This is a genomic window from Lysinibacillus sp. YS11, assembly GCF_002896375.1.
Taxonomy (GTDB): domain Bacteria; phylum Bacillota; class Bacilli; order Bacillales_A; family Planococcaceae; genus Lysinibacillus; species Lysinibacillus capsici.
This window is the reverse complement of sequence record NZ_CP026007.1, coordinates 3,811,124-3,832,306: the sequence shown is the minus strand read 5'-3', so window position 1 is coordinate 3,832,306 and position 21,183 is coordinate 3,811,124. Positions and strand designations below refer to the sequence as shown.

The 21,183-nt window shown below is 38.0% G+C and carries 18 protein-coding genes and 1 other annotated feature; of the genes, 12 read left to right on the top strand and 6 right to left on the bottom strand.

The features are described 5' to 3' along the window. Window positions 1–131 precede the first annotated feature (131 nt). Window positions 132–1,637 carry a coproporphyrinogen III oxidase gene (locus LBYS11_RS19225; protein ID WP_103118806.1) on the top strand — a complete coding sequence of 502 codons (1,506 nt, stop codon included), beginning with the start codon at window positions 132–134 and terminating at the stop codon, window positions 1,635–1,637. A gap of 22 nt (window positions 1,638–1,659) precedes the next feature. Here the strand turns inward: LBYS11_RS19225 and LBYS11_RS19220 are convergent, their stop codons facing one another. Next, complete coding sequence (locus LBYS11_RS19220; protein WP_103118805.1) at window positions 1,660–2,757, bottom strand: CdaR family transcriptional regulator; 1,098 nt, start codon at window positions 2,755–2,757, stop codon at window positions 1,660–1,662. A gap of 165 nt (window positions 2,758–2,922) precedes the next feature. On the opposite strand from LBYS11_RS19220, the gene LBYS11_RS19215 reads away from it, so the two are divergent. The 5 genes from LBYS11_RS19215 to LBYS11_RS19195 all read left to right on the top strand — a co-directional run bounded on the left by LBYS11_RS19215 (window position 2,923) and on the right by LBYS11_RS19195 (window position 7,821). Continuing rightward, window positions 2,923–4,062 (top strand): glycerate kinase, encoded by a 1,140-nt coding sequence (locus LBYS11_RS19215; RefSeq protein WP_103118804.1) that lies wholly within the window; start codon window positions 2,923–2,925, stop codon window positions 4,060–4,062. Further along, a complete protein-coding gene (locus LBYS11_RS19210) occupies window positions 4,063–5,409 on the top strand; it encodes a GntP family permease (RefSeq protein WP_054548651.1) in 1,347 nt (448 codons plus the stop codon). It begins immediately after the preceding gene. A gap of 69 nt (window positions 5,410–5,478) precedes the next feature. Next, window positions 5,479–6,666: an MBL fold metallo-hydrolase gene (locus LBYS11_RS19205; protein WP_103118803.1), complete on the top strand. Its 1,188-nt coding sequence runs from the start codon at window positions 5,479–5,481 to the stop codon at window positions 6,664–6,666. After that, window positions 6,653–6,901: a DUF3006 domain-containing protein gene (locus LBYS11_RS19200; RefSeq protein ID WP_048391776.1), complete on the top strand. Its 249-nt coding sequence runs from the start codon at window positions 6,653–6,655 to the stop codon at window positions 6,899–6,901. The genes LBYS11_RS19205 and LBYS11_RS19200 overlap by 14 nt, the downstream gene beginning before the upstream one ends. A gap of 131 nt (window positions 6,902–7,032) precedes the next feature. Next, window positions 7,033–7,821, top strand: a complete 789-nt coding sequence (locus tag LBYS11_RS19195; RefSeq protein ID WP_103118802.1) for an HAD family hydrolase — start codon at window positions 7,033–7,035, stop codon at window positions 7,819–7,821. 44 nt (window positions 7,822–7,865) lie between these two features. Here the strand turns inward: LBYS11_RS19195 and LBYS11_RS19190 are convergent, their stop codons facing one another. The 3 genes from LBYS11_RS19190 to serA all read right to left on the bottom strand — a co-directional run bounded on the left by LBYS11_RS19190 (window position 7,866) and on the right by serA (window position 10,992). After that, window positions 7,866–8,789, bottom strand: coding sequence for a hypothetical protein (locus LBYS11_RS19190; protein ID WP_103118801.1), 924 nt, complete (start codon window positions 8,787–8,789; stop codon window positions 7,866–7,868). Beyond that, on the bottom strand, window positions 8,779–9,282 hold the full coding sequence (locus LBYS11_RS19185) for an RNA polymerase sigma factor (RefSeq protein ID WP_233732853.1): 504 nt from the start codon (window positions 9,280–9,282) through the stop codon (window positions 8,779–8,781). Before LBYS11_RS19185 ends, LBYS11_RS19190 begins: the two co-directional genes overlap by 11 nt. Before the next feature lie 96 nt (window positions 9,283–9,378). Beyond that, a complete protein-coding gene (gene serA / locus LBYS11_RS19180) occupies window positions 9,379–10,992 on the bottom strand; it encodes a phosphoglycerate dehydrogenase (RefSeq protein ID WP_016992109.1) in 1,614 nt (537 codons plus the stop codon). A 159-nt stretch (window positions 10,993–11,151) separates the two neighbouring features. Next, window positions 11,152–11,393: a binding site (T-box leader), on the bottom strand. 404 nt (window positions 11,394–11,797) lie between these two features. Between serA and LBYS11_RS19175 the strand changes: the two genes are divergently transcribed. Then, a complete protein-coding gene (locus LBYS11_RS19175; protein ID WP_103118800.1) occupies window positions 11,798–13,447 on the top strand; it encodes an FAD-binding dehydrogenase in 1,650 nt (549 codons plus the stop codon). Window positions 13,448–13,460: 13 nt separating this feature from the next. Then, a complete protein-coding gene (locus LBYS11_RS23160) occupies window positions 13,461–13,601 on the top strand; it encodes a hypothetical protein (RefSeq protein WP_158651973.1) in 141 nt (46 codons plus the stop codon). On the opposite strand, the gene LBYS11_RS19170 is transcribed toward LBYS11_RS23160, so the two are convergent. Continuing rightward, window positions 13,590–14,561: an oxygen-dependent tRNA uridine(34) hydroxylase TrhO gene (locus tag LBYS11_RS19170; protein WP_103118799.1), complete on the bottom strand. Its 972-nt coding sequence runs from the start codon at window positions 14,559–14,561 to the stop codon at window positions 13,590–13,592. The genes LBYS11_RS23160 and LBYS11_RS19170 overlap by 12 nt on opposite strands. A 138-nt stretch (window positions 14,562–14,699) precedes the next feature. On the opposite strand from LBYS11_RS19170, the gene LBYS11_RS19165 reads away from it, so the two are divergent. Then, window positions 14,700–15,482: an enoyl-CoA hydratase gene (locus LBYS11_RS19165; protein WP_048391764.1), complete on the top strand. Its 783-nt coding sequence runs from the start codon at window positions 14,700–14,702 to the stop codon at window positions 15,480–15,482. Between the two features lie 52 nt (window positions 15,483–15,534). Here LBYS11_RS19165 and LBYS11_RS19160 read toward each other — a convergent pair whose 3' ends face one another. Beyond that, the gene (locus LBYS11_RS19160; protein WP_036075853.1) at window positions 15,535–15,720 is read right to left on the bottom strand and encodes a YhzD family protein; all 186 of its coding nucleotides are present in this window, start codon (window positions 15,718–15,720) and stop codon (window positions 15,535–15,537) included. 259 nt (window positions 15,721–15,979) lie between these two features. Between LBYS11_RS19160 and LBYS11_RS19155 the strand changes: the two genes are divergently transcribed. The 3 genes from LBYS11_RS19155 to yhaM are packed head-to-tail and all read left to right on the top strand — an operon-like array spanning window position 15,980 to window position 21,019. Further along, a complete protein-coding gene (locus tag LBYS11_RS19155) occupies window positions 15,980–17,194 on the top strand; it encodes a metallophosphoesterase family protein (RefSeq protein ID WP_103118798.1) in 1,215 nt (404 codons plus the stop codon). A gap of 4 nt (window positions 17,195–17,198) precedes the next feature. Next, window positions 17,199–20,087: an ATP-binding protein gene (locus LBYS11_RS19150; RefSeq protein WP_103118797.1), complete on the top strand. Its 2,889-nt coding sequence runs from the start codon at window positions 17,199–17,201 to the stop codon at window positions 20,085–20,087. Beyond that, window positions 20,084–21,019: a 3'-5' exoribonuclease YhaM gene (yhaM, locus tag LBYS11_RS19145; RefSeq protein WP_048391758.1), complete on the top strand. Its 936-nt coding sequence runs from the start codon at window positions 20,084–20,086 to the stop codon at window positions 21,017–21,019. Before LBYS11_RS19150 ends, yhaM begins: the two co-directional genes overlap by 4 nt. The last annotated feature ends 164 nt before the right edge of the window (window positions 21,020–21,183 follow it).

The window sequence follows — 21,183 nt, the reverse complement described above, 5'->3', positions numbered from 1 at the left end:
AAAAAAATAGTTTGTCTATATTTAAACAGAATATTCTGTTATTTTATAGATTCTAATTGTTATTTTGCTTATAGTCATAGAAATTTGTTAAACTTAAATCTGCAATATATAAAAGAAGAGAGCGAAACGAAATGAAAATTATTCATATAGATCAAAAATATCCTGAAGATTGGATTCGCGTATTAAATCATATTGCGAATTTATTTTTTGAGGATTCCAAGCTGAAGGTTGAACTAATGGGAGCAGATATGTCTGCTTCATTTGACTATCAGACTGGAAAAGATTTTTCCATTTCTACAAAAGCAAACTTGATTGTAGATGGTAAGCAATACACGAATGAGTACAGTATTCAATATGAGTCCCCAGCAACAGATCGTGAGCTAAATATTCGCATAAAACGTGCATTGTCACATGTATTTTTAGATGTTCTTGAACAGCATACTGGAGTGCATCAGCAATGGGGGATTTTAACAGGTGTACGCCCAACAAAGCTGTATCATAAATTTAGAAAAGAAGGTAAAAGTGAGCAAGAAATTGCTGATCTATTAATTCGAGATTTCCGCTTATCAAAGGAAAAAGTTGGACTATTAAAGGAAATTGTGGACCGACAACTAGTGACCATTCCTGATCTTGATGCCATTGGACAAGAAATCAGTGTTTATATTGGTATTCCATTCTGCCCTACCAAATGTGCATATTGCACTTTCCCAGCCTATGCGATTGGTAGTAATCGTAAGCAAGGGCGTGTTACGACTTTTTTAGATGGCTTGCATATTGAATTGCGCGAAATGGGTAAATGGCTGAAGGACAATGATATGAAAATCACCTCCATTTATTGGGGTGGTGGTACACCGACTTCAATTGAGGCCGAAGAAATGGATGCCTTATATCAAACGATGTATGAATCATTCCCTAACCCTGAAACAATTCGAGAGGTGACAGTTGAAGCAGGAAGACCTGATACCATCACACCAGAAAAATTAGAAGTGCTAAAAAAATGGGGTATTGATCGTATTAGTGTAAATCCACAATCTTATACTGATGAAACATTAAAAGCAATTGGTCGTCATCACACAGTCCAGGAAACCATTGATAAGTTTTGGCTTGCAAGAGAATCAGGTATGAACAATATCAATATGGATCTTATAATTGGGCTACCGAATGAAGGGATTGAAGAATTCCAACATTCATTAGAGGAATCGGCAAAAATGCAGCCAGAGTCTTTAACTGTTCATACGCTATCATTTAAACGTGCTTCAGAGATGACGCGTAATAAGGATAAATACAAAGTAGCCGACCGTGATACGGTAGCTGAAATGATGGCAATGGCACAAATTTGGACAAAAGAAAATGATTATGTTCCATACTATTTATATCGTCAGAAAAATATTTTAGGTAATTTAGAAAATGTCGGCTATAGTAAAGCGGGAGAAGAAAGTATTTATAATATCGTTATTATGGAAGAAGTGCAGACAATCTTAGGAATTGGCTGTGGGGCATCCTCAAAATTTGTTCATCCCGAAACAGGGAGAATTACACAATTCCATAATCCGAAAGATCCTGCTGCCTATATCATGACCTTTGAAGAGGCTATTGGGAAGAAAATAGAATTTTTAAATGAATTATATAAGGCTTAATGATGAAGGCAATCTGATCTGTTCAGATTGCCTTCATTGTTTGTAGTGTTCGTAATGTACAGGCCATTTTTAGCAGAACAGCATCCTCAAAGTATTGCGGATCATAGCCTGTTAATTCCCTTATTTTATTTAAACGATAAGTAAGTGTATGTCGATGAATATTCAAATGCTGAGCACAATGCTTTAGCTGTAAATTACAATCAAAAAACGATTGTAATGTTTCCAATTGTTTAGCGTCTAAATTTTTGAGTACACGACGGTAAAATGCTTGTACCTCCTCCGATTCACGAGGTTTAAAAAGGGAATATAACTCGACATCTTCAAAAAAAGTCAATTCATTATTGATTGTAGCAAATTTTAGAGCTGTTCCGGCACCTTGGTAGCTATAGGGAAGCTGAGATAAATGCTGAACCACAGGCCCTACACCAATTTGAAGGGAGGGAAGTTTCTGCTTCTGCTTACGCAGTGCTTTTATAATAGGACGGCAATTTTGCTCCATACAATTTGTTAGTAGGATATAGTATTCCTGTAATTGGCTATGACCAGCAAGAATAGGCTGTTTGTAAAATAGATCCTCAAAAAAGAAGGGTATTGTATTTTCTGCGTAGGATGCTTCATTTAAGCTCACTAAAATCACCTGAAAAGGGCCCGAAAGAGCAAATGGTAATTTCTGAATCCGTTCAGTTAAGGTTCCGTCTAGCTTACTTCCATGAACGAGTGCTTCAAATATGTAATCGTTATTCTTTCGTTGCCATTCGCTTTTAGATTCAACAATCGCTTGATGGGCCATAATCTCTGTTGTGAGTTGAACGAGATTAGCAATTTCAAGCATATCGTCTGAATCTCCTGTAATACCTATAACACCTACAACCTCATCTTGATACATAATTGGCATATTGATGCCTGGTTTTGTGTTTGGATAAAGTGCTATATTTTCCTCATTTATAATTAGAGTCTCTTTTGTCTGTGCTACATATAGTGCACCTTCATGAATATTTTCCACCCTCATTTTATCCCCAGAAGCTAAAATGACTCCACTTGGGCTGATAACATTAATATTGTGACGCAAGCGCAACATCGTTTGATGGACGATGTCTTCTGCTAACTTTTTTGTCAACATGTTTATACACCTCGCATAAAAAACAGCCTGTTATATGACAGATAAATTGTACACCTATTATAATGTTTTCTGAATTTATTGTCATTATAATAAATTGTAAGCGCTTAACTTAGGGATATGAAAATTTACGTAAATGTCAATGGACGACATAAGTGGAGGTATAACATGAAAGTTATCATTAGTCCAGATTCCTACAAGGGTACTCTGTCAGCAGTTGAAGTAGCAAAGGCAATGCAAAAAGGAATCTTAGATGTGGATCATTCAATTGAAACAATTATACTACCAGTGGCAGATGGTGGTGAAGGTACACTGCACTCACTTATTGCCTCTACAGATGGTCGATATTGCTCAGCAACTGTGCTTGATCCATTGGGAAGAGCTATCCAGGCTCAATATGGTGTACTGGGCGATCAAGTAACCTGTGTAATAGAGATGGCTCAAGCATCTGGTATTATGCTGTTACAAGAAAGTGAGAAAAATCCTGAACTTGCTACATCTTATGGCACAGGACAATTAATTAAAGCCGCACTTGATCAAGGTTTTAGAAAATTTATTATTGGCATTGGTGGGAGTGCTACAAATGATGCGGGTACTGGTATGTTACAAGCATTAGGTGTGCGGTTATTATCAGCGGAAGGGGTGGAACTTGAGGCTGGTGTTTCTAACCTTATGCAATTAGATGTCATAGATATGAGTCTACTAGACACTAGATTAGCAGAATCCACATTTACGATTGCCTGTGATGTGGATAATCCGCTTATTGGTGAACGAGGAGCCACTGCCATCTTTGGTCCACAAAAGGGTGTTCAAAAACACCAGGTCGCTGAATTTGATCGTTGTTTAAAGCATTTTGCAGATATTGTTGAAGCTCAATTTGCTATACGATTACATGACTATAAAGGTGCTGGAGCCGCTGGGGGAATGGGGGGCGCATTAATCGCTTTTTTAAAAGGAACCTTCCATGCAGGAATTGACCTTGTGCTGGACGCTGTACAACTTCAGGCTCATTTAGCAGAAGCACAGTTAGTGATAACGGGTGAAGGAAAATCTGATCTTCAAACATTACATGGTAAGGCACCATTAGGTGTAGCAAAAGCTGCAAAGCAAGCGAATGTAGAGGCGATGCTGCTGTCTGGAGGAATTGATACCAAGGCAAATGCAGCATTACAAGCGTATTTTACAGTTGTTGAGTCATTGGTAGATGAGGAGATTGATGTGCAGCAGGCAATGCAAGAACCTGCACACTTTATTCGGTTAAAAACTAAAAGAATGATAGAGCGTTACTTACAAAAGGGGGATGTCTAGATGTTGTTCATTATTATATTAATAGGGGTATTATTTGTTGTCTTAGGAACAGCTAAGTTAAAGCTTCATCCGTTTTTAGCTTTATTAATTAGTGCTTTCTTCGTTGGAATTGCTTCAGGTATGCCATTATTGACAGTAGTGGAAAGCATTAATACTGGATTTGGAGGCTTAATGACAAGTATTGGTTTAGTCATTATTGCTGGTACTATTATAGGCTTAATATTAGAAAAATCAGGTGCTGCTTATCGAATGGCAGAAGTAGTGTTAAGAATTGTAGGACCTAAACGTCCACAATTAGCGATGTCTTTAATTGGCTATATCGTATCCATACCAGTATTTTGTGATTCTGGCTTTATTATTTTATCCAGCTTGCAAAAATCATTAGCAAAGCGAGCAAATGTTACGATTGCATCTATGGCAGTAGCTTTAGCAACTGGCTTATTTGCGACGCATGTATTAGTACCACCAACTCCAGGGCCTATTGCAGCAGCAGGAAATATTGGCGCAGCTGATTATTTAGGAACAGTCATTGTCATTGGTTTACTAGTCGCGATACCAGCAACATTCGTAGGTTATCTATGGTCAGTAAAAGTGGCGACAAAAATTCGCGTTCCTGAAGATGAGGTAGAGGCATTAGATTATGAGGAAGTCATTAAATCCTTTGGTAAAATGCCCTCAACATTTAAAGCATTTTTACCAATCGTTCTGCCGATTGTGTTAATTGGTTTGGGTTCTATAGCAGCATTAGTTGGTGATACGGAATCGACTTTCAATACCATCTTTAAATTCTTAGGTTCTCCAACAGTGGCCTTATTTTTAGGTGTAGCAGCAGCCTTTTTATTATTACCTGAAATCAATGAAACGACATTAACAGGTTGGATTGGCGAAAGTCTAAAAGAAGCAGCACCAATTTTACTTATAACAGGGGCTGGTGGTTCGTTTGGAACTGTTATAAAAAATGCTGGTGTTGGAGAAATGCTTCAAGAAATGGATTTAGGTATGTTTGCCTCAGGTACATTATTCCTTCTTGTGCCGTTTATAGTAGCAGCAGCGTTGAAAACGGCTCAAGGTTCTTCCACAACAGCTCTTGTGATTACATCTACTTTAGTAGCCCCAATGCTTGTGACATTGGGGATTGATGGAGCGGTACCATTAGCATTAGTGGTGATGGCAATAGGTGCAGGAGCAATGACAGTTAGCCATGTGAATGATAGCTTCTTTTGGGTGATTACGCAGTATAGTGGTATGGAAGTAACACAAGCCTATAAAGCCCAAACGGTGGCCACATTACTCCAAGGGCTTGTGACTATTATTATTACGATGATTTTATGGTGGATATTTGTTTAAAGTAAAAGGAGAGCAGCCCATGGCTAGCTCTCTTTTTGTATAATAGGAGAATAGAAAGGAAGTTAGTAGATGAAAAAAATAATAGTATTACTCCTTTGTATTTTTTTATTAGCCGGCTGTACCGAGGCAGTCAAGACAGAGAAAATTCCTGTAACAGCTGGTCATGAAATGCAGGTTCATTTTATTGATGTAGGACAGGGGGATTCTATACTGATCGAATCACCAAGTGGTAAAACGATGCTTATAGATGGGGGAGTGAAGGGCGCAGGGCAACAGATTGTCTCTTATTTAAAAGAACTTGGGATAGATAAGCTTGATATTGTAGTAGCAACACACCCAGATGCTGATCATATTGGAGGGCTTATTCCTGTATTAGATAACATGACGATTGAGCAATTTTATGATTCGGGAAAAGTACATACATCGCAAACCTTTGAAGAGATGCTGACACGTATCGATGAAAAAAATATTCCTTATCATGTGCCAAAAATCGGCGATGATATCGAATTTGATAAGGATGTAAATGTGAAAGTTTTAAATGCCAATGATCAGGCTACAGACAATAACGATGCCTCCATTGTCTTAAAAATGACTTATGGGAATGTCTCTTTTTTATTGACAGGAGATGCGGGAGTGGCATTAGAAAAGGAAATGTTGCAGTATGATGTGAAAGCAACAGTTTTAAAAGCTGGACATCATGGCTCTAACACAAGTAGCTCAGAGGAGTTCATTCAGGCTGTAAAACCAGAGGTCACGATATTAAGTTATGGAGAGGATAATAAGTATGGACATCCACATGCAGAAATTGTGGACCGTTTGCAGGCTATTGGTAGTAAAATATATGCCACCGCGGATTTAGGAACGATTACGGTGTCCACAGATGGGGTAAACTATACGGTGAACGGTAAGGAAACTTCTAGTGTAGAAACTGGTAATATACTATCTAAAGAAGAACCGACAACAGCTATTGAAATCGTTAGCAAGGATCTTGTTACTGAAATTGTAGGAATTAAAAATAGTGGACAACACGCAGTATCTTTAAAAGATTGGCAGCTTATTTCAATTGAAGGGCATCAAGTTTATAACTTCCCTAATCTTTCTTTACAGCCAGGGAAAACGATTTATATTACTAGTGGAACCAATGCACGGGAAGGGCAAAATTATTTGAAATGGACAACTAAACAAATTTGGTTAAATGCTGGAGATGCTGCGCAATTACGGAATGAGAAAGGGGAACTTGTAAGTGAGCTTGAGTAAATACACATTGGACCGTATTGAAGATGGCTATGCGGTTTTCTTAAAGTTTCCAGCAGAAGAGGAACAACTCATTATTTCACAGTCAGCCATGAACAAGCCTGTGCAAGTAGGTGATCGTGTTCAGATAGAAGAAAAAGATGGTATTTACCATATTGAAATTTTAAAAGAAGAAACACAGCAAAAAAGAGCAGACCTTCAGAGTTTAATGAATCGTTTACGAAATAAAAATAATTAATACATGACAAGCTGTAAGATTTGACGTACAGCTTGTTTTTAGATACAGGAATTGTACTTAAATTGTTATCCTAAATATTTTGAAAATATGCTAAAATAGTAGTATTAATCGGGAGCTAGGAGCGGACAAAAATGTCGATAAATACAATTATTTTTGATTTAGATGATACACTACTATGGGATAAAAAATCAGTCAAAACTGCATTTGAAAAAACATGTGACTATGCAGCAACAGTACATAATGTGAATCCTACTGAGCTAGAGGAAGCTGTTCGCCGAGAGGCACGTGCTTTATATGAGGGTTATGAAACATATGATTATACGGTATTAATTGGTATCAATCCATTTGAAGGACTTTGGGGAACGTTTGACGACTCGACAGACTCCTTCCAAAAAATGAAGGAAATTGTTCCTAGCTATCGTGCAGCGGCTTGGACAAAAGGGTTAGCTGCTCTTGGTATTGAAGATACAGCGTTTGGAGAGGAGCTAGGAGAGCGCTTTGTAGCCGAGCGTAAAGTAGCGCCATTTTTATACGAAGATACTTTTGCAGTGTTAGATGAATTAAAAGGAAAATATCAGCTTGTATTGCTTACAAATGGCGCACCAAGTTTGCAAAATTTAAAGCTAGAAATCACACCAGAAATTGCCCCATATTTTGATCATATTATTATTTCAGGTGACTTTGGTAAAGGTAAGCCGGACGCATCTATTTTTGAGTATGTGATGGAGAAAGCAGGTATTACAGCGGACGAGGCAATTATGGTTGGCGACAATCTTAATACTGATATTTTAGGATCATCTCGTGTGGGAATGCGCAATGTATGGATTAATCGTGAAAGCAATATCGCCAGCGGGGCTGTGACACCTACCTATGAGGTGGATTCTTTGACAGCGTTGTTGGAGCTTGTAAATAAGCTATAGTATAAAAATGTACTGACCCTTCATGGAGTCAGTACATTTTTTTATTAAAAATAGACATTCAGTCCAAGGTATAAACATGTAAAAGCTATCGCTATACAAAGCTGAACAAGAGCGCTAGCAATTAAGTAACCCTTAGGTTCACCAGCCTTTTTACGATAATAGATTTGCATAAAGGAGTAGAGTGAGAAAAGGCCATAAATAATTGTTGCATGAATTGTATGGTGGACAAGATAGATACCAAATGAAATACCTCCAAACAACACGAGCATGATGGCATTGGCAATAGCATGCTCAACTGTCGCAGCGAAAAAGCGACGTTCTGTATAAGGCATTCTTTTTTTAGCAATCCATAGGATGAAATGCATAAGTAGGATGAAAATGTTCCCTAAAATAAGTTTCGTCGACCGCTTCTCATCATAAAAATAGCGTAGAGAGTCAATTGATTCTTCAATCAGAAAGGCTTGCTGGGTTTCAACATTGAAGAAAATCTTGTTATTGAGTACCTTCCATTTCTCTTGTGTACGGTCATTATAGAGAATCAAAATATCATAGATAGTACCACTTTTCCATTGACTAGCGGATATTGTTATAGGAGAAGCGTTGTCCCAATTCTGTTGTAGCTGTGTGATAGCCTTTGAATGAGCATAGCATTGCTGAGGAACATAAAGGCAAGAATCCTTTGCTATAAAGGTATCCTTGTTCAGATTCTCCTTTAAGTAGACACGTTGGATGGCTTTGGAGGAATCCATTGTCATAGGAGAATCAGTCGGACGTTGAACAAAAGTTAAAATTAATAAAGAAAGAACTACTATAAATAGCACTGACACAGAAGGGATTTTCCATCCATTTCCAGTAGTTTGTTTACTAATTACTGAGAGCTCTGTCATATTGCGTAATAATTTTTTTTGCTGCTGATCAGATAACATTAAATCATCTAAGTGTTGCCATGTCTTCTTATCATTCTTCATCCATCTCACCTCCTAACTGTTTTTTTAATGCGATGAGTGCTCGTTTTAATGTGTTTTTTACTTTCCCCTCATTCCAGCCAAGAATAGCGCAGGTTTCTTCGATGGAAAGCCCCTCTATTTTGCGCAGAATGATCACATCACGATAGGTAATTTTTAGTTTTCGAATTGCAAGATACAGTATCTTGGCATCTTCTCGTTGCATCAGCCATTGATGAGGAGAAGGTGACGCTTGTTCTTCATGCTGTTGTAAAAAAGGGACAAACTGAATAATCCTTTTCCGACGATAATGATCATAGGCAAGGTTGCGTGCAGTGCACCGCAACCAAGCTAGATCGGCTCCTTCTTTTATTGTTTGGTGATGGTTCAAATAACGGACAAAGGTTTCCTGTGTATAATCCTCCGCTAATTTTTCATCATTTAGTAAGTAATATAAGTATTTAAAAATGGTGTGATTATGTAAGTAAAATATTTCTTCTATGTTCAAGCTGAACACCTCCTTTTCTTTAATGACGAAGAACTCATAGAAAAGTATCATTTTCCCAAAATAAAAAGCAGAGAGTAGAGACTCCCTGCTTCTTGCTATTATTAATTATAGGTTAATGGCTTTTACCTCATCAATGTTTTCAAGCTGTGCCACAAAAACTAAATCTTCTTCTGTTACAACATTATCAACCGTTAACATCATAACCGCTGTACCACCAACCTGTGCACGACCAACCTGCATTGTTGCAATATTGATTTCTTTTTCTGCAAGCTTTGTTGCTACACGGCCAATTGCACCTGGTTTGTCAGTATTTTTAATGTAAAGAAGGTGACCTTGTGGAATGACATCTACAACATAGTCCTCTACTTTTACAATACGTGCACCTAAACCGTTTAATAGTGTACCCGCTACAGTATGTGTTTCGTTAGCAGTAATAATTTCAATAGTAATTAAGCTAGTAAAGCCTTTTGCTGTTGTTGTTTTGTGCTCATTAATTTTCATACCAATACGTTCAGATAAGTAACGAGCATTCACATCATTGACATGATTACCGTGATTTTTAGACAGTAAACCTTTTAATGCATTTGAAGTTAATGGACGAACATCATAGTTTGCTACTTCTCCAGCATAAGATAGGTTGATTTCTTTGACTGGCTCTGTTGTCACTTGTGATAGGAATGAACCAAGTTTTTCAGCTAATTCAAAGAATGGCTCAACTTGTGCAAGAAGCTCTTTAGGTATAGATGGCATGTTTACTGGATTTGTTACAGTACCTGTTTTGTAAAATTTAATGATGTCATTTGATACGTCAACCGCTACAGATTCCTGTGCCTCGATTGTAGATGCTCCTAAGTGAGGAGTTGCGATAACTTGTGGTAAAGTCAGTAGCTTATGATCTGTTGCTGGTTCAGAAACAAATACATCAAGAGCTGCTCCAGCCACTTTACCTGCTACGATTGCATCATATAAATCGTCTTCATTGATGATACCGCCACGTGCACAGTTAATAATACGTACGCCATCTTTCATCATCGCAAATTTATCTTTATTAATAAGGTTGCGAGTTTCAGGTAAAAGTGGTGTATGAACTGTAATGAAATCTGCAGCTACACAGATTTCTTCAACCGTTGCTTTTGTTACACCTAATTCTTTGGCACGTTCATCTGTTAGGAAAGGATCGTATGCCATAACATTCATACGTTGACCCTTAGCACGATAAGCTACTTCAACACCAATTCGACCAAAACCTACAACGCCTAAAGTTTTATTTTTTAGCTCCACGCCAACAAAAGATTTGCGATCCCATTTGCCATTTTTTAATGTATTAAAAGCTTGTGGAATATGACGGGCAAGTGAAGTCATCATCGCAATTGTATGTTCGGCAGCTGAGTTAGTATTACCATCTGGTGCGTTTACCACGATAATGCCGTGTTCTGTAGCAGCAGCAAGATCAATATTATCGACACCAACACCAGCACGACCAATTAATTTTAAGCTTTTTGCTGCTTCAATTACTTCACGTGTTACCGTTGTTTGAGAACGAACAAGTAATACATCTACATCAGCAATTTTAGCGATTAATTCTTCTGGTGCTAAACCTGTGTCTACAATAATGTTTAAATCTAAATCTTGTTCCTGGCGTAATGGGAAAATACCATCCTCACTTAGTGGATCAGCGATAAATACGTTAATAGTTCTTGTTTTTGTTGCAGTAGTCATTATAATTAGCTCCTTTTTTATCATTATTGGCTATGGCTTTATCTACGATAGTCTGAAATTTGTAAAATTCGAACATCTTACAGCATACAAACAATCTCCTTTCTAAATCGAAGACAATATAAAAAGCCTTCCACGCCTTACAAACACAGTTAGTGTGTTGTAAGGGGCGAAAGGCTGTATAAACTTTGGTTCGCGGTACCACCCTTAATCACTGCTGGAAAATTTATTCTGGCAGTCTTAGCTATATGCGTAACGTGCATGAGACGGATAAGCATACTTTTAAGTTGTTCAGCCTATCTATTCAGGAGTGGAACTATTATCGTAGAAATCACTGATTTGCACCAACCATCAGCTCTCTTTGGATTTTCTTGCGACTAGTGTGTCTCCGTCGTTATATTTTTTGTGATTAAATTTGTTAACATCATAATCCCTATTGTTCACCTTTGTCAACGATATTTCTTAAAAACTTTAAAAATACTGACTTCAAAAGTCTGAAAAATAACTAAAAACGAATATTATTTATATAATACTGTTGTATTGTTCGTCTTTTTGGGGAATACAATGAAAGCGCTAACGATATTTGAAAAGTCCGATAGTATCAGGTTTCTGTGTAGTTTTAGCATTGAAAATTATATGGGAATTAAATGGAATAAAATAGAGAGTTTATGCTAATTATCCATGGATTTGTTCTAAGAAAGCGAACGTTTTTGTTTGTCACATTTTAGACAAAAATATAAAAAGTAGAAGGTAAACAGACTGTGAGAGAAGAATGTTAGTTAAGGATGATTGATTTGGGGGTGTAAGAATGAAGTACGATGTTGCAATAGTCGGTGCTGGTCTTGCAGGATTAGTCGCAGCTTGTGAATTAATCGATGCAAAGAAAAAAGTTCTTTTAGTAGATCAAGAGCCTGAAAATTCAATCGGAGGACAGGCATATTGGTCTTTTGGAGGAATATTTTTAGTAAATTCTCCAGAGCAAAGAAGGCTTGGAATTAAAGATAGTAAGGAGCTTGCATGGCAGGATTGGCAAGGAACTGCAGGCTTTGATCGTTTAGAAGATGAGGATTCCTGGGCGTATAAATGGGCAAGAGCATATGTCGATTTTGCTGCAGGTGAAAAATACGACTGGTTAAAGTCAAAAGGTATAAAGTTTTTCCCTGTTGTTGGATGGGCAGAGCGGGGAGGCTCATTGGCAGGAGGGCATGGCAATTCAGTACCTAGATTTCATATTGTCTGGGGAACAGGCCCTGGCATTGTAAAGCCATTTGTAGATAAAGTAAAACAGGCTATGAAAGAAGGATTCATTGACTTCAAGCCAAGACATCGTGTGGATGAATTTGTGCAGCAAGAAGGGAAGATTATAGGAATTAGCGGAACGGTGCTAGCTGAAACCTTTATTAATCGAGGTGAAAAAAGTTCGAGATTAGGAATCGGTGAATTTTCCTACGAAGCTAAAGCTGTGATTGTGGCAAGTGGTGGTATTGGGGCAAATTTTGATTTAGTGAGAAAAAATTGGCCTGCTCGATTAGGAACCCCTCCCAAAAATATGGTATGTGGTGTACCAGCTTACGTTGACGGAAGAATGTTAGAGATCACGGAACATGCTGGGGGACGCATTGTAAACCGTGATCGCATGTGGCATTACACAGAGGGTTTAAGAAATTGGGATCCAATATGGCCCAACCATGGAATTCGGATATTGCCTGGTCCCTCCTCCCTGTGGTTTGACGCAGAGGGGAATCGTTTTCATGCACCCAACTTTCCAGGGTTTGATACACTCAGTACGTTAGAGGCGATTCAAAAAACAGGTTATGACTATTCCTGGTTTATTTTAACGGAGAAAATTATTGAGAAAGAATTTGCTTTATCTGGCTCAGAGCAAAACCCAGATTTAACAAACAAAAGCATTGGCGATGTTCTAAAACGCATTTTACCAGGCCCACCTGCTCCTATCCAAGCTTTTAAAAATCACGGAGAGGATTTTGTGATTGCACATGATCTAAAGGAACTTGTAGATGGAATGAATAAACTTGCTGAAAATGAGCTACTTGATTTCATGAAGATTAAAGAGCAAATCTTGGCAAGAGATCGGGAAATGGACAATAAGTTTACAAAGGATTTGCAAGTAAACGCTATTCATGGAGCAAGAAATTATATTGGGGATAAATGGGTGCGTGTTGCCAAGCCACATAAAATTTTAGATACCAAAAATTGGCCTTTAATTGCTGTTCGCTTAAACATTCTAACAAGGAAAACTTTAGGTGGCTTACAAACAAATTTAAATGGTGCTGTTTTGGGCATGGACGGTCAGCCAATTCCTGGGTTATTTGCTGCTGGTGAAGTAAGTGGTTTCGGTGGCGGTGGCGTCCATGGCTACCGCGCTTTAGAAGGGACATTTGTTGGTGGTTGTTTATTTAGTGGACGCCAGGTAGGGCGTTATTTAGGGCAAGGATAAAGTGCATAAATGAATGAAGAGCATCGTTTTGATGAACGATGCTCTTTTTAAATGGATTGATAATGTTGGAGTAGATCACTATGCTGAAGTTTTGAGCAGAAATCCAACAGCAATGCGCACCTTGATTAAATTATGGAATGGATTAACAATTTGATTGTTGGACCTCTGCAATCTTAGCAATTTGTTCTTCAACCTGTTCCTTTGTCCAACCGTTTTCCTCCACGAAAAAGTTGCGTTCTGCACGGCGACAATCATCTGAACAGCTTCGCATGTAAAATGCCTCATGTTTTTCTTCACAAAGCATTAACTTATGACACGCTGGGTTTGCACAGTTTGTGTATCGTTCAGAAGGCTCCCCGGTGAAATAATCCTTCCCAACAATAACATGTTCCACCTGATTAATCGGTACACTTCGACGGCGGTCAAAAACAAACATTTGACCATCCCATAATTGACCTTTTACCTCAGGATCCTTCGCATATGTAGCAATACCGCCGTGTAATTGACCTACGCTCTTACCATAGCCCTCGCGTTTTAGCCAACCAGAGAATTTTTCGCAGCGAATACCACCTGTACAATAAGTTAAGATTTTTTTATCTGCAAAATCTTCTTTATGCGCCTCCATCCAAGCAGGTAGGTCACGGAAGTTTTCAATATCTGGTCGAACAGCCCCTCGGAAATGACCGAGATCATATTCATAGTCATTACGGGCATCGATAACCACGGTGTTGTCATCTTTCATCTGTTCCATAAATTCTTTAGGTGTTAAATAATCACCTGTGATTTCTAACGGATTGATATCCTGTTCTAAACCGAGGTGAACAATTTCTCGACGAGGACGTACATGCATTTTTCTAAAGGTATGCCCTTCAGTCTCATCAATTTTCCACATCATATCGCTAAAACGAGCATCTGCCTTTATATGATTCATGTAAGCATCTGTTTGCTCAATGGTACCTGATACAGTTCCGTTAATACCTTCGTAACCTACTAAAATACGACCAAGAAGCCCTATCTCTTTACACAATGCTAAATGTTCTTCTGCGAACGCTTCAGGATCTTCAATCGTAATATATTTATAATAAAGTAATACACGATAGTCTTTTTGTGTCAAAATACATTACCACCTTTATCTCGATATTCGTCCTTTAATATAGCATAACAGGAGCAATTTTGCTTAGAGAGAAGGAGTTTTCAAAAAAAACACGAATTATACATAGTGAATGACTATTCATATTTGGGGGTTATAGAGATGGAATTTTCAACGATTACATTAGAAAAATTAGAGCGTCGAGCAACCTTAACATTGAATCGTCCACAGGCGATGAATGCAATGGATGATGTCATGATGCGTGAACTTGCAGAATGCTTTGAGGCTCTACAGCAGGAAAAAGATATTCAGGTGCTTGTTATTCGTGGAGAAGGAAAGGTCTTTTCTGCGGGTGGTGATATAAAAGCAATGCTAGATGAAAGCAAACCACTGAATATTGATGAGGCAATGGTTTATCTGACACGTATCGTGAAGGCATATTATCAGCTACCAATGATTGTGATTGCAGCGGTTCATGGTGCATCAGCAGGTTTAGGATTTAGTCTAACACTAGGGGCAGATATTATTGTAGCCTGTGAAAATAGTAAACTTGCTATGAATTTCATTGGAATTGGACTGATCCCAGATGGGGGCGGTCATTTCTTCATGAAGGAGCGTGTAGGTACTGTTAAAGCGAAACAAATGATATGGGAGGGAAAGGTATTAACAGCAAAAGAAGCATTAGATGCAGGGTTAATTGATTATATTGCACCAGAGGGCACTGTATTTGCAATGGCAGATCAAGTGGTGGGGAAAATGCTTGCATCCCCGATTTCTTCCATGATTACAACGAAAAAAATTCTACATGCACAAAATATGCCACAGCTAGAAAATATCTTAGCATTAGAGGCTGAGGGCCAGTCTGCAATGCGTAAAACAACAGATCATGTCGAGGGCATTCATGCATTTGTAGAGAAAAGAACGCCTGTCTTTGTAGGCAAATAAAAATAATAAAAGGCGCGTAGCAAACCATTGACTACGTGCCTTTTATTAGCCACTAAACATGGAATAAAATTAATTTACCTGAAGCGTTTACAAGACGATGAGTTTTATCGGCAACACCTTTTTCCTCAATTTGTTGTTGTCCATTTAGTTTAGCAGCCTCATCATTTTCAAAAGTCCAAGTTTCATCAAACAATGTTTCCCCTGTTTTTTCAAAAGCTGTAAAACGATAATTCTCCATACAGACCCCACCCTTTTACTTGAATATATTTCTATTATACATAGAAGATTTATAAACTTCACGGTAAAACTAGTGAATTTTTTGATAAATTACGAAAATTGTGGAAAAAGTAAGGCAATGTTGTTTTTTTCCGTAATAGCATTTTTCATCAAACATGAGTTATGATAAAATAGAACAAATATTCGGTTTTGAATAAACAAGATATTATTACTTTGGTTTTGTACTAAAGAGAGAATTATCTACTATTTGAGGTGATTGGATGTCAGCAATTCGTTTTTTCCATATGGCAGATTTACATTTAGATAGTCCATTTAAGGGCTTATTTGGTCTACCCGAACCCATTTTAAAGAAAATACGGTCAAGCACTTTTGAAGCGTTTGATAAAATTATCCTTAAAGCGATTCAGGAAAAACCTGATTTTTTACTAATTGTTGGGGATATTTATGATGGTGAAAATCGTAGCTTGCAAGCACAACGAAGATTTCAAGATGCAATGGAGAAGCTTTTTCAACACAATATCCCTGTCATTGTGAGCTACGGAAATCATGATCATTTAAATGGTACATGGACACGCTTTTCTTTACCAAGTAATGTCTATGAATTACCAGCTGAAACGAGTGTAGTTCAATTAAAAATACGGGGTCAACAAGTGAATATATATGGTTTTAGCTATCCTGAACGTCATTTAAAGGAATCTGTTATTGAAAGCTATCCAACTGCACATGATCAGCATGCCATTCATATTGGTATGCTTCATGGCAGTGAGGCAGGCAATACAACACATGATGTGTATGCCCCTTTTACAAAACAACAGTTACTTGAAAAGAACTATCATTATTGGGCGCTTGGCCATATTCATAAACGACAGCTTTTACATCAAAACCCTCCAATTGTTTATCCAGGCAATATTCAAAGTCGACATCGTAAAGAACAAGGAATGAAAGGCTTTTATGATGTGACGCTATCCAAAACATCGACTGAGCTTGATTTTATCTCTACCTCTGCTGTTGTTTATAGCACCATTGAGGTGGATTGTGCGAATGTGGTACACGCCAATGAATTATTGAAGAGATGTGCAGAAGCTATTACAGCTAATAGGAAGAAGTATGGCGCATCGGTAGTAGAGCTTCATTTGCAAAATATTGACGAACAAACGGAAGCTTTATTTGAACATGCAACAGTTGATGCGTGGTTAGAGACTATTCGAGAGGCTGAGGAAGGTATTGACCCAATGTGTTGGGTACAAAAAATGGTGTTGCAAAAGGCAGCGAGATTTTATGAGCATACAGCAACAACTCAATCCGTTGTGAGCTTAATGGAACAATGGAACAGTAATGAATGGAAGGATATTCTAAAAGATTTGTACCAATATGCGGGTGGTGCGAGGCTGATAGAGCCACTTAGTGAAAAGGATATTGAGAACTTAACCCATCGTGCACAGACATTATTAGCAGAAGAAATTCAAAGGGCGTGATTACATGCTGACAATACAGAAAATCCAAATTTATGGCTTTGGTAAGCATGAAAATATCTCCATTTCGTTAAATGATGATGTCACTATTTTTTATGGATTAAATGAAGCAGGAAAAACGACGATACTGCAGTTTATACTACAAATGCTTTTTGGTTTCCCAACAAGGCAGCAGATACAGCGCAAATATGAGCCGAAAATTTCAACGAAATATGGAGGTCAGCTGACACTTTTACACCCTATTTATGGTCAATGTACAGTTGAACGTGTGAAAGGAAAGGCTGCTGGTGATGTTACTGTCTACCTAGAGGATGGAACGACGGGGCATGAGGAGTTGTTAGTAAAGCTTTTATATGGATATTCTAGGGCATCCTTTGAAGCCATTTTTTCTTTTTCGCTGCATGAACTACAAGGTATTGAAAAAATGTCTGAAGAGGAGCTAACCCATTTGCTACTTGCCTCAGGTACAACAGGTATTCAGTATTTATCCGCACTTGAAAAGAAAATGGATAAAGAGGCTAGTGAGCTGTTTAAAAAGACAGGTAAAGTGCCATTGATTAATCAAAAGATTGAACAACTAAAGCAGCTTGAGCGGACAATTAAACAGGAACAGGTGAAGATTCAAACCTTTGAGGATAAATTACAGCAATTACAATTACTTGAGCAAAATTTAGAACAGCTATTTGGTACGCAAAAACGGCAACAGCAACAATGGCAGCAATTAACTATTCAAAAGCAAGCACTCCCTCTCCTCAAGCAGCAACAGACATTGCAACAGACAATGACCAATTTTCAACATGTTCAGTTTCCATCAGAGGGTATCAGACGGTATGAGCAGGTAAAGGATCGTCTGTTACATGAAAGTCAGCAACTGATGCAATTAAAGGAGCAGCATCAAATATTGCAGGAGAAAATACTTGCAACAGTGGATGAGCAAAAGGTCAATGAAATGGCTTACCTTATGCAAAAAGAGGCAACATGGCACCAGCTAATGGTGAAAGAGCAAAATTTACAGGATGATCTATTTTTGCTCGAACAAGAAATTGAAGCACAGTTTCGTTTACTAGGTGTAACAGAGAAAGAAGCACAAGAAAATCTTTTGAACGAAACAGTTTCACTCCAACAGGAGCAACAATTTCAGCTTCAATTAAGTAAATTAGACGAGGCGGAGGAAGAGCTAAAATTTCATCTACGTTCACTAGAGCAAGTACACCTAGAATTAGATGCAATAGCCAAACAAAAGCAACAGCTAATGCGTGAGTCATTAACAAGTGAGGAAGAACATATTTTAGCACAATGGCCTCAACAAAAGCGGAGGCTTGAGCAACTACGTTCTGCCAAATCGCAACGCAGTAAGCAGAAGCAGCCTCATGACTTTATCTGGCTTGTACTACTGATTTGCTTCATGTCGTTTGCTTATGGTGTATTTGAAAAAAACATAGTTGTAATTCTAATTGGAGCAGTTTTATCATTGCTAACTTTTTTGTTTATTCGATATGTTAAGCAAGCAAATGAACCTACTAATAAAGAGCATAGCATCCTCCTACGGGAGTTAGAGCAAGAGGAATTGACAGTACAAGCAGTTCTTGCAAAGAAGCAAAGATATGAAGATCGCTGGTTGCACATCAATGAACAGCAGAAAGAGAAGGAGCAGCAATATACTTCTCTTGAATATAAAATTCAACTAACGGAGGTAGAAAGTGAAGAGGCCACTCAAACACTCCAACATTTTTTAAAGCGTTATCGCTTACAAGGAACGATAGCCAGATCGCTAATGCCCGAATTATTTATGCGTATTCGTGGTGTACAAGAATTAGCAGCTAAAAGAAACAGTACCTCAAGTCTGTTGCAAGAAACGCAGGTAGAAAAGAACAATATTTATGAGCAGCTTCAACGGGTTTTAGAGGGAGCCTATAATGAACATGAAATTTATATGTATTTACGAACAGCCTACCTTGAAGCACAACAGCAACAGCAGCAAGCACTGCATGCAAAAGATCAGCTAGCCAGCGTTCAAATAAAAATAGAAGGTGGACAATCAAGAATGGATCGTTATACTGCTGAAATGTACGAGCTATTCAAAGCAGCAAAGATCCAAAATGAACAGGCTTATTATGAAATGCATGAGCAATTTGAACAGAGAAGAAAAATTGAGACAGAATTGCAAACCGTCCAGGCTCAATTATCTTCACTCGATCTTCAACAGAAGGAAAATCTGATTGAGGACTCTGTTAACGAACGCATATGTGCTTTAGAACAAGAGCAGCAATCATTGCAACTGAAAATTGATCAATGTCTGGAACAACGTGCTGCTTTGCTAATGGAAAAAGAACAGCTATTAAATGATGAAAAGTATGGTCAATTACTTCAACAGTTTGAGCAGGAGAAAACAGAATTGCAGCAGTTAATTGAGCAGTGGGCAACTAAAAAAGCTGTGGCGACAGCTATTCATGAAACCCTATTCCGTCTTCGTGAAGAAAAATTACCTCATGTCCTTGAAGAGGTAAATGCTATATTCCGTTTACTAACAGGAGGAAACTATGACAAAATTTCGATTCATGAGGATGGTTATTTTGTAGCGCAGGATGCTGCAGGGATACGTTATCAAATGGTGGAGTTGTCCCAGGCTACCAAAGAGCAAGCTTATATTGCATTGCGAATGGCTCTAGCAAAAACCCTAGTGAGCGCTGCACCATTTCCAATGATTATGGACGATCCTTTTGTCCATTTTGATCGAAACCGCACAGACAAAATGGTACAATTAATGAAAGAAGTAGGATATGAACGTCAAATTTTATATTTTACTTGTCATGACACAATGCTCAACTATTGGCAAAAAAACCAGATTGTCGATATAGGAGCATTAGCAAATGAAAGGGGAGTGGCGTCAACATGAAAGGGATTACGACGCTCCAAGTTGGAGAAGTAGTTGATCAATTTTTATTAATAAAACAAGCGACAAAAGGGGTTACAACCGTTGGAAAGCCATTTATGTCGCTAATATTACAAGATAAGAGTGGGGATATAGAGGCAAAGCTATGGGACACGAATGAGGATCATGAAAAGATGTACCATGCGGAAGCCATTGTACGTGTTGGCGGAGAGATTCATGACTATAGAGGAAAGAATCAATTGCGTATTAAATCTATCCGTGTTGCTAAGCCAGAGGAAGGAATTGCTATTCACGATTTAGTGCCATCCTCTGCAACACCAAAAGAACAACTATATGAAGAATTAACGCAATTTTTCTTTGACATTAAAAACCCTAATATCTCACGGATTACAAGAGCAGCAATTAAAAAACATCAAGAGGCTATTTTAGTTTTTCCAGCAGCGACTAAAAATCATCATGACTATGCATCAGGTTTATTAGATCATATGGTCTCCATGCTCAAACTAGGTAAAGCCATTGCTGATCTATATCCAACATTAAATCGGGACTTATTATATGCTGGAATTATTTTACATGATGTGGGCAAGGTTGTAGAGTTATCAGGCCCAGTTGCCACAATGTATACAGTAGAAGGCAATTTATTAGGTCATATTACGATTATGGTAAATGAAATTGCTAAGATTGCTAGTGAGCTTGAAATTGAAGGTGAGGAAGTCATGCTGTTACAGCATATGGTATTGTCTCACCATGGAAAAGAAGAGTGGGGTAGCCCGAAAAAACCTATGATTCAGGAAGCAGAAATTTTGCATTATATCGATAACATTGATGCAAAGATGAATATGTTAACAAGGGCATTAGGTAAAACGACACCGGGCGAATTTACAGAGAGACTCTTCCCACTTGATAATCGTTCATTCTATAAGCCTACTATTTAAAAAGCAGTATCAATCAGCCCATAAACTAACGTTGCTGTGTAGCTATTCGATATTAATTTCTCTGAGTCTAAGTATTCATATATTTAATTGTAGTGCCTAACTATTGTACCAAAGTGAATATTTAATTTAGAATAGAGAGAGAAATTATAGGAATGGGGAAAAGT

Coding starts and splice junctions, on each gene's coding strand:
- serA (WP_016992109.1), bottom strand. CDS start 10,992: ATGACTACTGCAACAAAAACAAGAACTATTAACGTATTTATCGCTGAT.
- LBYS11_RS19225 (WP_103118806.1), top strand. CDS start 132: ATGAAAATTATTCATATAGATCAAAAATATCCTGAAGATTGGATTCGC.
- LBYS11_RS19160 (WP_036075853.1), bottom strand. CDS start 15,720: ATGGAGAATTATCGTTTTACAGCTTTTGAAAAAACAGGGGAAACATTG.
- yhaM (WP_048391758.1), top strand. CDS start 20,084: ATGAAAGGGATTACGACGCTCCAAGTTGGAGAAGTAGTTGATCAATTT.
- LBYS11_RS19195 (WP_103118802.1), top strand. CDS start 7,033: ATGTCGATAAATACAATTATTTTTGATTTAGATGATACACTACTATGG.
- LBYS11_RS19210 (WP_054548651.1), top strand. CDS start 4,063: ATGTTGTTCATTATTATATTAATAGGGGTATTATTTGTTGTCTTAGGA.
- LBYS11_RS23160 (WP_158651973.1), top strand. CDS start 13,461: ATGAAGAGCATCGTTTTGATGAACGATGCTCTTTTTAAATGGATTGAT.
- LBYS11_RS19220 (WP_103118805.1), bottom strand. CDS start 2,757: ATGTTGACAAAAAAGTTAGCAGAAGACATCGTCCATCAAACGATGTTG.
- LBYS11_RS19165 (WP_048391764.1), top strand. CDS start 14,700: ATGGAATTTTCAACGATTACATTAGAAAAATTAGAGCGTCGAGCAACC.
- LBYS11_RS19190 (WP_103118801.1), bottom strand. CDS start 8,789: ATGAAGAATGATAAGAAGACATGGCAACACTTAGATGATTTAATGTTA.
- LBYS11_RS19215 (WP_103118804.1), top strand. CDS start 2,923: ATGAAAGTTATCATTAGTCCAGATTCCTACAAGGGTACTCTGTCAGCA.
- LBYS11_RS19155 (WP_103118798.1), top strand. CDS start 15,980: ATGTCAGCAATTCGTTTTTTCCATATGGCAGATTTACATTTAGATAGT.
- LBYS11_RS19150 (WP_103118797.1), top strand. CDS start 17,199: ATGCTGACAATACAGAAAATCCAAATTTATGGCTTTGGTAAGCATGAA.
- LBYS11_RS19205 (WP_103118803.1), top strand. CDS start 5,479: ATGAAAAAAATAATAGTATTACTCCTTTGTATTTTTTTATTAGCCGGC.
- LBYS11_RS19175 (WP_103118800.1), top strand. CDS start 11,798: ATGAAGTACGATGTTGCAATAGTCGGTGCTGGTCTTGCAGGATTAGTC.